The sequence below is a fragment of the Bifidobacterium sp. ESL0798 genome, assembly GCF_029395415.1.
GTDB lineage: Bacteria > Actinomycetota > Actinomycetes > Actinomycetales > Bifidobacteriaceae > Bifidobacterium.
Map to the genome: position 1 here is coordinate 1,573,376 of NZ_CP113914.1, position 14,090 is coordinate 1,587,465.

At 57.4% G+C, this 14,090-nt stretch carries 13 protein-coding genes; 2 read left to right on the forward strand and 11 right to left on the reverse strand.

Going from position 1 to position 14,090, the window contains the following annotated elements:
- Positions 1 to 4: 4 nt before the first annotated feature.
- The 7 genes from OZX74_RS06590 to OZX74_RS06620 all read right to left on the reverse strand — a co-directional run bounded on the left by OZX74_RS06590 (position 5) and on the right by OZX74_RS06620 (position 7,075).
- Positions 5 to 1,273 carry a DivIVA domain-containing protein gene (locus OZX74_RS06590; RefSeq protein ID WP_277156152.1) on the reverse strand — a complete coding sequence of 423 codons (1,269 nt, stop codon included), beginning with the start codon at positions 1,271 to 1,273 and terminating at the stop codon, positions 5 to 7.
- A 117-nt stretch (positions 1,274 to 1,390) separates the two neighbouring features.
- Entirely contained in the window at positions 1,391 to 1,717 is a 327-nt protein-coding gene (locus OZX74_RS06595; protein WP_277156153.1) for a DivIVA domain-containing protein, read from the reverse strand.
- Between the two features lie 51 nt (positions 1,718 to 1,768).
- Positions 1,769 to 2,047, reverse strand: coding sequence for a YggT family protein (locus tag OZX74_RS06600; protein ID WP_277156154.1), 279 nt, complete (start codon positions 2,045 to 2,047; stop codon positions 1,769 to 1,771).
- A gap of 6 nt (positions 2,048 to 2,053) precedes the next feature.
- Positions 2,054 to 2,542 (reverse strand): cell division protein SepF, encoded by a 489-nt coding sequence (locus OZX74_RS06605; protein ID WP_277156155.1) that lies wholly within the window; start codon positions 2,540 to 2,542, stop codon positions 2,054 to 2,056.
- A gap of 21 nt (positions 2,543 to 2,563) precedes the next feature.
- Entirely contained in the window at positions 2,564 to 3,748 is a 1,185-nt protein-coding gene (gene ftsZ, locus OZX74_RS06610) for a cell division protein FtsZ (RefSeq protein WP_277156156.1), read from the reverse strand.
- Positions 3,749 to 4,091: 343 nt separating this feature from the next.
- Positions 4,092 to 5,405, reverse strand: a complete 1,314-nt coding sequence (gene dusB, locus OZX74_RS06615; protein ID WP_277156157.1) for a tRNA dihydrouridine synthase DusB — start codon at positions 5,403 to 5,405, stop codon at positions 4,092 to 4,094.
- A 149-nt stretch (positions 5,406 to 5,554) separates the two neighbouring features.
- Positions 5,555 to 7,075 (reverse strand): glycine--tRNA ligase, encoded by a 1,521-nt coding sequence (locus tag OZX74_RS06620; protein WP_277156158.1) that lies wholly within the window; start codon positions 7,073 to 7,075, stop codon positions 5,555 to 5,557.
- Positions 7,076 to 7,228: 153 nt separating this feature from the next.
- On the opposite strand from OZX74_RS06620, the gene OZX74_RS06625 reads away from it, so the two are divergent.
- Positions 7,229 to 7,606: a thiamine-binding protein gene (locus OZX74_RS06625; RefSeq protein WP_277156159.1), complete on the forward strand. Its 378-nt coding sequence runs from the start codon at positions 7,229 to 7,231 to the stop codon at positions 7,604 to 7,606.
- Positions 7,607 to 7,694: 88 nt separating this feature from the next.
- Positions 7,695 to 8,744 carry a LacI family DNA-binding transcriptional regulator gene (locus OZX74_RS06630; RefSeq protein ID WP_277156160.1) on the forward strand — a complete coding sequence of 350 codons (1,050 nt, stop codon included), beginning with the start codon at positions 7,695 to 7,697 and terminating at the stop codon, positions 8,742 to 8,744.
- Between the two features lie 152 nt (positions 8,745 to 8,896).
- Here OZX74_RS06630 and OZX74_RS06635 read toward each other — a convergent pair whose 3' ends face one another.
- The 4 genes from OZX74_RS06635 to OZX74_RS06650 form a co-directional block, all read right to left on the reverse strand.
- A complete protein-coding gene (locus OZX74_RS06635) occupies positions 8,897 to 9,697 on the reverse strand; it encodes an isoprenyl transferase (RefSeq protein WP_277156161.1) in 801 nt (266 codons plus the stop codon).
- 2 nt (positions 9,698 to 9,699) lie between these two features.
- Entirely contained in the window at positions 9,700 to 10,422 is a 723-nt protein-coding gene (gene recO / locus OZX74_RS06640) for a DNA repair protein RecO (RefSeq protein WP_277156162.1), read from the reverse strand.
- A 165-nt stretch (positions 10,423 to 10,587) separates the two neighbouring features.
- A complete protein-coding gene (locus OZX74_RS06645; protein WP_277157450.1) occupies positions 10,588 to 12,225 on the reverse strand; it encodes an alpha/beta hydrolase in 1,638 nt (545 codons plus the stop codon).
- 162 nt (positions 12,226 to 12,387) lie between these two features.
- Entirely contained in the window at positions 12,388 to 13,689 is a 1,302-nt protein-coding gene (locus OZX74_RS06650; RefSeq protein ID WP_277156163.1) for a DivIVA domain-containing protein, read from the reverse strand.
- Between the last annotated feature and the right edge of the window lie 401 nt (positions 13,690 to 14,090).

Genomic DNA, 14,090 nt, shown 5'->3' on the forward strand with positions numbered 1-14,090 from the left:
CGAATCAGTCCTTGGGTTCTTCCATCTTGTTGTATGTATTCGTATCGCTTACCTGGGAGACAAGCTGACCCAGGAACTCGGTCAGGCGGGTACGGTATTCGGTCTCGAACTGCTTGAGGCTCTGAATATTCGACTCGATGACCTTGGACTGGGATGCGAGGTTGTCGCGCACCTGCTGAGCATAGGTCTCGGCAGCGGCACGCGTCTTCTGGTCATATTCGCCGGCGCGACGCTGGACCTCGGCCTCATAGGTATCGGCAGAGGAATGCTTCTGGGTGGAATAATCGTCAGCGGCGGTGCGGGTCTTCTGCGCATACGTATCGGCATCAGCGCGGGTCTGCTTGGAATATTCCTCGGCCTTGCCGCGGGTCTGCTTGGCGTACTCGTCGGATTCGCTGCGGGTGCGGGTCGAATAATCGTTGGCCTTGCTGACCAGCTCCTGATACTTGCTCTGGCTGGCGTCGGTAATCTCCTTGGCCTTGGCCTTGCCCTTGTCCACGTACTGATCGTGCAGCTGCATGGCGAGCGTCAGCATAGCGGTCGCGCGCTCGGGCTCGCTGGAAGCCCCGGCAGCTGCCCCCGCGATCTTCTGGAGGCTGCCGGTCTCGGTGTTCGGCTCGATCTTGGAGACCTGGGCACGCAGCTGGTTCTCACGCTGCTTGGATTCCTCAAGCTGGCGGGAGAGATCCTGCAGCTGCTTGGTCTGCTGACTGGCGTTGGAGAGCTGCTTCTTGGCCTGCTCCAGCTCACGGGAAAGCTTTTCGTTGCCGTTGCGGAATTCATCGCGCTCGTGCTGGACCGCGGCGAGCTGGTTGCCGATGTCCTTCTTGCCCGCAGCCTGGGCCGCCTGGGCGGTGAGCTGATCGATCTGGGAGTTCAGGCGGTCAACCTGATCCTTCAGCTGCTTGTTCTGCTCGGCCAAGGCACGGTTGCTTTCCTCGGCCTCGGCGAGCTTGGAGGCATCCACACTTGCGCCGGGCTGATTGGCGGTGTTCTGCTGGCTTGCCGCCGTCTTCAGAGTCTGGTTCTCGCGGCTCAGGGTCTGTACCTGGCTGGTCAGGTCGGAAATCTTGGAATTGAGCTTGCTGACATCCGGTCCGAGCGACTGCGTCGACTGACCGTTGCCGTTCGCCATGGCCTGCTTGCCGAGAGCTTCTACGGTCTCGGTGACCTGATCGAGGAAGTCATCGACCTCTTCGACATCGTATCCTTCTTTAAAACGCACGGTTTGGAAGGCATGTTCCCTGATATCTTTCGGCGTTAACAGTGCCATAAACTTTTACACCTCACTTTGGGCATAATGCCTCTGATTTTTGGACTCTTATACAAATCCTACACTACGCAGTGTACCCGAAGGTCTCACAATCTCTCCAAGATACTTATTTTATGTTTATTGTTCCCATGAAACCTGTTGCGAGGATGAGAACCTGTCATTGCCTGGTGTGGCTTGCGAATCGGTCGAAGAAGAATATGACGAAGACGATGAGATGTCCGGTACGAAGCCCTGCGCGCCGGCCCCCATACCGGAGACCTGGCCAGCGGAAGAAGCACCCGCGCCAAGCTGGCCCTCAAGATACGAAATCCGCTGTTGCTGCGCGGTCAGGGTGTCGGCGACCTGATCGAGGAAATCATCGACTTCCCCGACATCATAGCCTTCCTTGAAACGCACTACCTGGAACGCCTTATTGCTTACTTGTTGTGCCGTCAGCAACGCCATAATATGGCCTTTCTCCATGAGGAAGTGGAATTCTCCCTCGAAAATCGAAAACTAGATGATGAATTCCACCACTGCCAAGATGAACCATAAAACCATCGGGGTGACGTCCAATCCACCGTTACCCATACGGATGACCGGGATGTAGCGGCGCAACCAGCGCAACGGCGGGTCGGTCAGCACATAGAAGACGTTGACGATCGACCCGATCACGCGACCCGGACGCCAACGTGGCATCAGCACGAACACCCAGTCGATAAGCACCCTGATAAAAAGCACTGTCTCATAAACGCCGATGAGCCACTTGATCAGATACAGGAGAATGGAAAGCATAACACCTCAGAACAGGTCGTCTTCGGATTCATCGGATGAGGACTGGTCCACCTTGATGTTGACCTGCGCGGGACTCAGCAGGAAGACCCTTGGAGTGACTCGTTCCAGCGACCCGCGGACACCGAAGACCACGCCTGCCGAAAAATCGACGATCCGGTAGGCGATGGCTTCCGAGACGCCGGTGAGATTCAAGACCACGGGAATGCCGTCTCGTATGGCGCGACCGACCTTCTGGGCTTCATCATAGGTCTTGGGATGAATCGTGGTGATACGGTTGATACGGCCTGTAGGGAAAGGCTTGGCGGTTCGCGTCGAGGACGCACTATCCTGGCTGCGGGCTGCCGGAGTCGTTTGCGGAGTGATAGGCGTGACCGTGGTGTCCGAATCGAAATCGGAGAGTGCGGTGTCTTCGGTTTCCTGCGTTTCGTCGTCATCGTCATCAACGACGTCAGCCATGCCGAGATATGACATCGCCTTTTTCATATATCCAGCCATAACAATCCTTTCGTCTACTTTTTAGCGCAGGAAATCGGGGATATCGAGATCGCCGGGATCGTCAGGTGAGGACGATTCATCTGAATCATCATACGGATTGGCTTCCGGGGTATGCGCGACGGTCGGGGTGTCCAAATCGGGCACGTGACGCACCAGCGGGGTCTGCGATTCGGTTTCAAAGCCGTGGCCTGCAGATTCCGTTGACGTTGAGACCGTATCCAGATTCTCGGCGTCCTTCTTGCCGTCGGTGTCGAAGCCGGCGGCGATGACGGTGACACGAACCTCGTCGCCATAGGCATCGTCCAGGGCAAGACCCCAGATAATCTGGGCTTCAGGGTGAATGGCCTTGCGCACCAGCTCGGTGGCGTCGCTGGCTTCCTGCAACTTCAGGTCGGTGGGACCGGCGATGTTGATCAGCGCACCGTGAGCGCCCTCGATGCTCTCTTCGAGCAACGGGGAGCTGATGGCGATCTCGGCGGCCTGGGTGGCGCGGTCCTCGCCGCGGGCCGAGCCGATGCCGAAGAGCGCCGTGCCTGCACCGCGCAGGATGGCGGTGACGTCGGAGAAATCGACGTGGATGTAGGAGTTCATCGTGATGAGATCGGTGATGCCCTGCACGCCGGCCAAAAGTGCGGTATCGGCCGTCTTGAAGGCATCGACGATGCCGATGGTCTTGTCGGAAAGCTCGAGGAGACGATCGTTGGGAATGACGATCAGCGCATCGACTTCCTTGCGCAGGTTTTCGATGCCGAGCTTTGCCGAAGCCGCACGCTGCGGGCCTTCGAAAGCGAACGGACGGGTGACCACCGCGATGGTCAAGGCGCCCTGCTGATGCGCCGCACGAGCGACGATGGGACTTGCACCGGTACCGGTGCCACCGCCTTCACCGCAGGTGACGAAGACCATATCGGCGCCCTTGAGCGCCTCTTCGATATCCGACTGATGATCCTGCGCGGCCTTGGCGCCCTTTTCCGGGTCGGCCCCAGCCCCGAGCCCACGGCTGGAATGGTCGCTCAAGGAAATCTTGACATCCGCGTCGCTGCGGAGCAGATCTTTCGCATCGGTATTAATCGCTACAAATTCAACATTCTGCAAGCCTTCGGCAATCATGCGATTGACGGCGTTACCACCGGCGCCACCAACCCCGACTACCTTGATACTCGTCTTATCGTTGAAATTGTCATTTTGGGCAATCTCGCTCACCATAGTCTCCTGTCACTTCACGGTTATGCCTATTACTCTATCGCAGAACACGCCTATATTAAGACTATTTCCCGGGGTGTACCGCATATTTTTTATTTTTTATGATTGTATTCGAAATCTCGATATGGATATACGACTGACGTGGCGGAGTGGAGATATGCGATGTTCGGGCGTAAGACACGGCCTGCAAAATCAGAGATTTTGCTTTCGCGCTCGATACGTCGCACTCACTTCGCCTACAGACAGCCCACAGGACTGTCTGCGAAACGGCTCAGCCCGGAGCGTCCCGAACATCGTATATCTCCACTCCGCCACTCAACCGCACTGATTGTTAACGGAATCCGAATCAGTAGCTGGCGTCCATCGGGTCATCGCCGAACAGCCGCTCGCGCTCTTCGTGGGTCGTGGTGCGCGAATCGAACCAACCGTATGGGACATGAACCTTTTTCGCGTAGCGAACACGTCCGCGGGGCTTATCGGTGACACGTTCCGGATATTCGACGGTGGGGTCGAGCCGGTCCATCACCGTTCTGACATCGTCCAAGGTCTCCGATTCCATGAATGCTCGACGGGTCGATCCGCCTACCGGGAATCCTTTGAGATACCAGGCGATATGCTTGCGCAGGTCGTGCACGGCCATCGTTTCGTCACCGTCATAGAAGAGCCGCAGCAACTGGCCGTGGGCCATGATGATTTTGAAGACCCCGCCCAGAGTCGGGCTGAACCGTTCGTCACTACCGGCGAACGCATGCTTGATGTCCGAGAAAATCCACGGACGGCCCTGGCAGCCACGACCGATGGCGACGCCGGCGCAACCGGTCTGGCGCACCATTTCCAGCGCATCTTCGGCTCCCCAGATGTCGCCGTTGCCGAACACGGGAACATCAACGGCTTGGACGAGCTCGGCGATACGGCTCCAATCGGAGTGACCACCATAATATTCGGCGGTGGTGCGGGCGTGCAGGGTCACTGCGGCGCAGCCCTCGTCCTCGGCGATGCGGGCGGCATCGAGGAACGTGGTATGGTCGGCGTCGATACCGACGCGAATCTTGGCGGTCACCGGTATATTGGCATCACGGCACACTTCGACCACACGGTGGATGAGCTCGCGGAACAGGTCGATTTTCCACGGCAGCGCCGACCCTCCCCCGCGCTTGGTGACCTTGGGCACCGGGCAGCCGAAGTTCAGGTCGACATGGTCGGCCAACTTGCCGTCGACGACCATGCGCGCGGCCTGCGCGGTGATGTTGGGATCGACTCCGTAGAGCTGCAAGGAACGAATCTTCTCAGTAGGGGCGAACCGGCAGAGGCGCAGCGCCTTGGGATTGCGGGCCACCAGCGCCCGCGCGGTAACCATTTCTGCGACATAGAGCCCGTCGGGCCCGTAGGCGCGGCAGATCGAGCGGAACGGCCAGTTGGTCACACCGGCCATCGGAGAGAGCACCACCGGCGTCTGAACGTGGATGGGTCCCAAGTCGACCGGAGCGATCTTCGGCAGCGGCTTGCCGTCGTCAGCGGCCTCGTATTCGCCGGCCTGGGCACTGGTGTCGTTCGGATCGAGCCCCGGCAGCGCCTTGAGCGCTTCGTCCCAGCCCTCATCAAAGTGCTGTCTAGCCTCCGAATAATCGACTTTCTTCAGCCATTCCTCAAAGTTCTTCACGTATCCCCTATTTACTTCAACTGACGTGTTGGAGGGCGGGATATACAATGTTCGGGACGCTCCTTGGCCGCTCGGCCGTGTCTTACGCCCGAACATCGCATATCCCGCCCTCCAACACTCAACGGGATTATTACTGCTTCAAATAAATATCAGTAGAGACCGCCAGCTTCTGCTACCTTGACCGGAGCAGACTCATCGACGCCAGACTCCTTGGCGAAGTCTACGGCGCCATCGGCTGCAGTAGTACCGACGATGGAGGCCGGGCCTTCGGGGTAGCGCACGCGCTTCTCACCGATGCGGTCGGCCACGTACTTGGCGACGTTGTCGAGATCCACGCGCTCCTGCTTCATGGAGTCGCGTTCGCGGATGGTCACCGCATGGTCGTCGGCCGTGTCGAAGTCGACGGTGATGCACAGTGGGGTGCCGATCTCGTCCTGACGACGGTAGCGGCGTCCGATGGCACCGGCCTCGTCGTAGTCGATCATCCAATCGTGCTGTCGCAGTTCGGCGGCCAGGTCGTGTGCGATGCCCTGCAGCGGCGCCTTCTTGCTCAACGGGAAGACGGCTGCCTTGACAGGGGCCAGACGCGGATCGAGACGCAGCACGGTGCGGCGGTCGACGCCGCCCTTGGTGTTCGGCGCCTCATCGATTGCATAGGCATCCACAAGGAAGGCCATCAACGAACGGGTCAGGCCCGCCGCCGGCTCAATGACGTAGGGGATGTACTTCTTGCCGCTGGCCTGGTCGAAGAAATTGAGGTCCTCGCCGGAGTGCTCCTGGTGCGCGGAAAGGTCGAAGTCGGTGCGGTTGGCCACGCCTTCGAGCTCACCCCAATCACTGCCCTTGAAGCCGAACTTGTATTCGATGTCGACGGTACGCTTGGAGTAGTGCGCCAGCTTCTCCTTGGGATGCTCGTAATGGCGCAGGTTCTCCGGGTTGATGCCCAGGTCGGTGTACCAGCGGGTGCGGGTGTCGATCCAGTACTGGTGCCACTCTTCGTCGGTACCGGGCTCGACGAAGAACTCCATCTCCATCTGTTCGAACTCACGGGTGCGGAAGATGAAGTTGCCGGGGGTGATCTCGTTGCGGAACGACTTGCCCATGTTGGCGATGCCGAACGGCGGCTTGCGACGGGCGGAGGTCATCACGTTCTTGAAGTCCACGAAGATGCCCTGAGCGGTCTCCGGACGCAGATAGTGCAGCGAGTTCTCGTCGTCCACCGGCCCCAGGTGGGTGCGCAGCATCATGTTGAAGTCACGCGGCTCGGTCCACTGGCCGCGGGTGCCGCAGTCGGGGCAGACGATGGACTTCAAGCCATCCTCAGGCATCTTGTCGCCGTGCTTCTCGGCGTAGGATTCCTGCAGCTTGTCGGCGCGCTGGCGCTTGTGGCAGTTGAGGCATTCGATCAACGGGTCGTTGAAGACCTTGACATGGCCTGAGGCCTCCCAAACTGCGGAAGGAAGGATGATGGAGGTGTCCACGCCCACGACGTCGCCACGGGTGACCACCATCGAACGCCACCATTCACGTTTGATATTGTCTTTCAGAGCGACGCCGAGCGGGCCATAATCCCATGCGGAACGCGTGCCGCCGTAGATCTCTCCGGCGGGAAACACGAAACCACGACGCTTGGCCAACGATACGACTTCATCAAGTTTGGATTGAGCCACGACACACCTTCCGATTATCGGCTTTAATCAGCCGTTCCATGACATTTGCCTGTGTGCCCACTGTATCGGCAGAGCGTGACACACCCGGCAGACGCAACGGCGGCAATGCGAAGCCTTGCAGGTAGCATGCAATCAACGATTCAAGGAGTGAAGATGAGTGAAAACATCGACCGCAACGCCGTCAAACAAACCGTCCCTACCGATCCGAAAACCGGCAAGCCCTATATCAACACGGTGGCCGCCGTGGCCATTGCCCCCAGCGGCACCGGATCGGAACTGAGCACTTATGTCGCGCAATCCATCGATGTGATTCGCAGGTCGGGATTGCCGAACGAGACGAACGCCATGTTCACCAACATCGAAGGCGATCTTGACGACGTGCTCAAGACCGTCCGAGACGCGACGATGGTGCTGGCCGCCCAGGGATACCGTACCGGCGTCACACTTAAACTCGATATACGTCCCGGTTTTTCCGGACAAATCAAAGAGAAACAACAACTTGTTGACGACATTTTAAGTCAAACGAAATAAACCGCCAATTTCCAATGAAACGAGCATTTATTTCAAATACAAGCCGTCAGGTTTTAGTTAGTCCGTAAATAGGTATAGATTAAAACACATGATGACAATGAAAGACGTCGCGGAGAAGGCCGGAGTTTCGATCTCCACTGTCTCCTTGGTACTCAACAACAGAGATGCCGGGCGCGTAAAAACGCAAATCGCTGCGAAGGTGCGAGAGATAGCCGACGAACTTGGTTATAAGCCCAATCCGATGGCACGCAGCCTACGTACCAGCAAAACCGGGATTCTGGGTTTCGTCGCCGATGAAATATACGACATCCCCTATACCGCGCAGACCCTGCAAGGCGCGCAGGACGCAGCAAGCCACTACGGCTATATCATCCTGTTCGTCGACACCGATGGTTCCGCAAGCCAGACGGATCAGATTTCGGTGCTGCAACGTTATGGGATGGACGGATTCCTCTATTCCAAGCCGTCGAGCCAGGTCACTGAGGTTCCCGAAGATCTCGTCCATTCCCCGTTGGTGCTGATTTCCACCAATACCGTCGACAACCGCTTCCCCATCGTCGAGCCGGACGAATTCGCCACCGGCTACGATGCCACCAAGAGGCTGATCGATTCCGGCGCCAAGAAAATCGCCTATATCGGCAATGCGGCTCCGACCATCGCCCAGGCCACCAGGCTTGAGGGCTATCGTCGGGCGCTCTATGAGGCGAAGATTCCCTTCAATCAGGAGATGGTCGTCAATGTTTCACAGGACGGCGACGCACTCGGCATGGTTTCCTCGCTATTCGATAACGTACATCCCGACGGGTTCTTCTGCTATGATGACGCACGCGCCTGGTACATCTACGAATGCGCGGCACGCCGTGGCCTGACCGTAGGCAAGGATCTGTCGGTTATCGGCGTGGGTAACGACAGTAACATCGTCGACACCTTCTCCCCCAAGCTGACTTCGGTCGCCGTGCCCTATTACGAGATGGGGTATTGGGCGGTCTGCAAGCTGGTATCGCTGATCGAAAAGCGTTCGCTGGGCGAAGACCCGTTCCCCAAGGAACTTATCGATCTGCCGCCGATCAATTCGGCCATTCCGGCCTGCATCCATTGCCAGATTATCGAAAACCAGTCGGTTATCGGCGCGGAATAAGTCGATGAGATGCTCGATTGTGCATCGATCATCTCGTTGAGTATATGCTGGCCGTATTTCGGTCTTTCACACGGTAGCGGTGCTTCCAAACCGTTTTGGAAGCACCGCTACTTGCATGTATCCCTACCGTCCATTCATCGGCTGAACAGCCATCACCTTGCTTTGGTCTTCACGCCGCCGAAACGACGGTCGCGGTGGACATAGTGGTCGATGGAACGCCAGAGCGCCTCGCGTCCGTAGTCCGGGAAAAGTTCAGGTGCGAAATCAAGTTCCGCATAGGCCGCCTCCCATGGCAGGAAGTTCGAGGTGCGTTGCTCGCCGGAAGTGCGGATGACCAGATCGCAATCGGGAATATCAGGATTGTACAGGTGGTCGGCAATCATCGATTCGGTGACACGGTCCCCGCTGATTTTGCCGTCACGCACTTCCTTGGCGATGGCCGCAGCGGCATCGGCGATTTCGGAACGGCCTCCGTAATTGATGCAGAACACCACGTCGATGGTCGAATTGTGCTTGGTCCGCTCCATGGCCACCTCAAGCTCGTCGATCACCGACTTCCAAAGCCTCGGTCGCCTGCCGGACCAGCGCACGCGCACGCCCCATTCGTCCATCTGAGCGACCCGACGATGGATGATGTCTCGGGAAAAACCCATCAGAAAACGCACTTCCTGGGGGCTTCGTTTCCAGTTTTCAGTGGAGAAGGTATACAGGCTCAGATAACGCACGCCGGCTTCAATGGCTCCGGCGATGGTGTCGAATACGACCGGTTCGGCGGCCTGATGCCCATGAGTGCGGGTCAGGCCGCGCTGCTGGGCCCAACGCCCGTTACCGTCCATGATGACGCCGACGTGACGGGGAACCTTGTTCTTGGGGAACGCCGGGATAATCGACGGATCGGAAAAGGGAGCCGCAGGAACGTCAAGCGAGGTGTAGTCCACATGTTCAAAAGCCATACTTACGAATCTAGCAACTTCAGCGAGCGAATGGGACGTTCGAGGTAATATTCACCCCATTCTTCAACAAATCGACGAATTTCGGCTTTCAACGGTGCGTAATCGAGTACATTCCAGTCGCCTTCGACAAGCGCCTCCATCTGTTCGCGGCCGTCCAGATCGATGCGTTTCGAATCCGGGGTGTGGTCGGTGGAGCACAGTATTCCGCCGGAAGCCACGGAAAAGTAATCAAGGTCATCGCGCTTGCCGCACACCGTGCAGGATGAAAGCCGCGGGGTCCAGCCTGCCTGTGCCAGAGCCCGCATGACGTAGGAATCGCTGATGGCCTCGGCCCGGTGTTTTGCGCGCGCCAATGCCGCCAACGCAGAAATCAACAGCATGTATTGGCGTTGGGCGGGTTCATGCTCATTGGAGACGAGCTTGTCGGTGATCTCGGCGATGACGTTGGCTGCGGTGTAGGCATCATAATCGACGCAAATACGGGCGGTGTACGAAGAGATCGAAGCGGCCTGCGAAATGACATCGAGCGATCGGCCTTCGGCTATCAGCAAGTCATCACGCATGAAAGGTTCCAGCCTGCCGCCGAACCGCGATTTCGTGCGACGCACACCTTTGGCCACGGCTCGCACCTTGCCGTGGGTTTTGGTCAGCAGCGTGATGATACGGTCGGCCTCGCCGAGTTTGACGGTCTTCAGAACCACGCCTTCATCGCGATACAGCGCCATCCGCATTCACCTCCCTCTTGCAACCACAGATACATACTACGGCCACCGTACCCGCCGTGCCTCGTACGGGAGTGCTGAAACGCCAGTTGCACTTGCAAGCACAACACCGTACATTCTCCACCAGTACCAACGCAAAGTACCATCTGGCCTGAAGCCTTACCGTCTCTAGAAGATGAACAGGCCCCAGAACGCAAAGAACAACAGGACGCTGAACATCGCCGCCGCTACCAGCCAGAAGAAGACACGGCCAAACCGTTTCGAAGCGAACACCGGCTCTCGGCCACTGACCACATCGCTGATAGCCCCTTTGCGGGGCGGGAACTGCGCCAGTCCGCGCAGCCGTGCGACTTCGATGCAACGGGCCAGAATTCGGGCCCATGCCCAGACAACCAAGGTCGAAACCACCTGGATGACCGGCCAACTCCAATACATCATGCCGGGGTTCTCCGTGGGCGCGCCACCCCAGCAGAGCCTGACCACAGCCATGATAACCTGCACCAGCCCTGCGACGAAGAGCACGAACGTCGCCAGCGTCGTGACGGTCACCGCCAACAGCTCACTGCCGAAACCTCGCATGAAACCGAACACCTTGCTGTGGTCGTGACGAATCATTCGCAGCACCTTGATCGCGCAACCGAGCAACGCCATCAGCAACGCCGCGACCAGCAGAACCACCATGCCGAGGTTGACGATAGCCCCGTAGACGGTCAGGTTTCGATCAGCCTGAAGTTCCACAGGCACCGCAATGGATTGCCGGATGGTGGCGCCTGCGACGAGCTCGCTGGTCTGTTTGAGTCCTGCTGCCGTGCCCACGGCCCATGAAATGACGTCGCTGATGTAATCGTCGACGAACGGGGTGCCGCTGTCCTCCTCGTCACCGAGCCGCAGGACGTGGTTCGCAACGGAATAGCTGCGTACCGTCACGTTCTGGTTGCCGGCACGATGTGCAGAGTAAAGGATATGTTCCAGTCCCTCGACCTGGGCGGTCAACACGTCTTTCGAACCATAGACGACCATGGTCGGCACCGCGTAGGCCTCCGGCAGATCCATCGGAAAATCGAAGTTATGAAGCCCGAACATGTCGGCATCGGCATGGAACAGTCTGCGGACGATGGATTGATAGCCGTCGTTCGCACCCACCAGCGAAAAATCCTGTCCGACGAAGAATCCCAAGGATTGCCGCGGACCATAGACCATCGGGCTCAAAAGAAGTTGGAAAGCGATGTGCTTGTCGTATTTGATGACATAAGGTGAGATCCACGTGCTTTCGGAAGTGGCGTACAGGCCAATCTTGCCCGGATCGACGTCGTGTTGCGTACGCAGACAGCGCACGACCTGATCGTAGGCCTTGGCACTGCCAGCATAGTCGCGGGTGATGTCGTTGGTCGACCATACGGGCTTGTCAGGCACTGCGGTGACGAATCCGGCTGATGAGAGATCGGCCGCGACGTCACCGAAACTGTTTTCGGCGGTCCCGTATCCGGCGCCGTGCATGAAAACGATCCCAGGGTGCTTTGCATTCACCCCTGCAGGGTCCTTAGGCGTCCTGATCAAGACATTGATATGCTGCACAGCACCCGTGGCCGGCCTTTTGACATCCAACGTGACCGTACGCGAAGAAACCTTGAAACTCTTACGATGCGCCAGTGGAAGACCTTGCGGATTATCGAACGTAACACCGGTATTCGGGGAAAGGGTGGATATCGACTGACCGGTGGGCTCTCTTTTCCACGGCACGCCGGTGAGGTTGGAAACCGTGACAAGAATGCCCAAAAGCACGATAAAAATAGGGACGGTCACCAAAAGACGACGGCCAAGCCCCCATGGTTCGTTGGGTTTGTTGCTCGAAAATCTATCGGCGTTTTGGCTTTGAGCTCCGAAAACTTCGGCTTTGTAGGACAATTCGTTGGACACAGTGCTCATGATAAGTGGCCCACGGCACAATGTACGCTGCTGATGGAAGTGTCACTCACCGGTCTTCTGATCATCACTTTTACCGGCGCTGGGATCGGGGAACAAAATGTTCGGAATCTCGGCATCGGAGCTGGCACTCGCAGCATCATTGCCAGCAATGTCCTGAGACGGGGTGCTGAGCGTTGGCATCTGAGGATTAAACGCTGCGGTTTCGGCATTCTTGGATGTATTTTCAGCGGTATGCGCCATACTGGCCAAAGCGGCCAATGAGGAATTTGCATCGGCCTCGGTGCCTTGGACCGGCTGAGGAACATTGTTGCCCGTTGCTCCGACGCCATCTGGCAAATTGGGAATTACCGGAGCAGGCGTATTGGGAACCGCGGTATTGAAATCAAATGTGGAGGAAGAAGCGGTACCGAAATCATTGGACACAGTTTGGTTGTCCGCCTGGAACGCGTCAAAAGAACCCGAAGAAACAGTAGTCTGCGCATTTTGTGCAGGCTCCGTAGGCTGCGCAGCCTGGTAAAGAGGAGCAGGCGATGGAGCTGATGGAATAGGCTGATCCGCGAATGGAACTGTGGCGTTGTCATCGATCAACGGGCTGACAGAGGCATTGCCAGACGCGGAAACTGGCTGCACCGGCGCAACAACAGGGACCGGAGTCGGGGCCGCAGACGGTTGGGCAGCCGCAGACGCGGTGGCGTTCTTTGCGTTGTAGTCGGTAATACGTGCATAGGATTCAACGCGGCTCAAAAGCTGGACGCAGGCATCAAGATAATAATCGACCTGACGCTCGTCGTACCCCCGGCTGCCTTTGCGCTGGGTGAAAATAACGTTGGCCACGGTGCTTGAATTGAGATCGGCCAAGTCCTTGGCTTCCTCGCTGCTCATCGACCTGACGTCCAAATCATCCGAGGATTTGGTGATGATCTGGTCGACCAGACGATCCACCTGCTTGACATCGTAGGAAGGACGCTTCTTCTCCCCGCGCATGAAACGATCCTTGTGACCGCGCTTGGCATGGGCGCTGATCATGTTGTAAAGCTGTTGGGTACGAGCCTGCCATGCAACGGCGCCATCACCTGTGATTTGCCGTGCCGTTTCCTTGTCCACCACCGCATGCTCAAGGCGCGCCAACGCAGCGTCGACCTCTGCGATGACATAACCACCCTTGGTGAAGGTGAACGCAGCGCTCTGGATATCCTGCTGGGTCAGTTCGCCATCATTTCTGTCATACATCTCGTGGGCACGCTCCAGGAACTCGTTGACCTGGTCGATGTCGTAACCCCACTTACGCTTTCCCGCATATTCTATTCCCGTCGAGCTTTGGTTGTTCTCCGATTCTTCAGCCATCAGTTCTGCCTCCTGGTGATCTATGCATCTTTGTTAGTATACGTGGCCGTTACGACGCAATATGATTGCCTTCATGCAAAAAGCGCAAACGTCTATAAGCGCACATTAATACCTCTTAACAAAATCGAACATCATAACTTTTGAGACGTTTTTGCGACAATTCGACTACAATCGTCTCAAACAATGCGACCGTACTGTACTCACACCATTTCCAAGACAACGACGAAACCTCACGATATGTCAGTTCGATATGTCAGTTGCTAACTGAAGCGAAGACCGTCAATGCCTCGGAACGGAACAGAACCATAACGGCAACATTATCTTTGGACGCGTCTGGGGCCATTTTCCAAGTCGTTCTACAACGACGAAAAAGCCATGCAAACCCGCACCATGCGAAACCC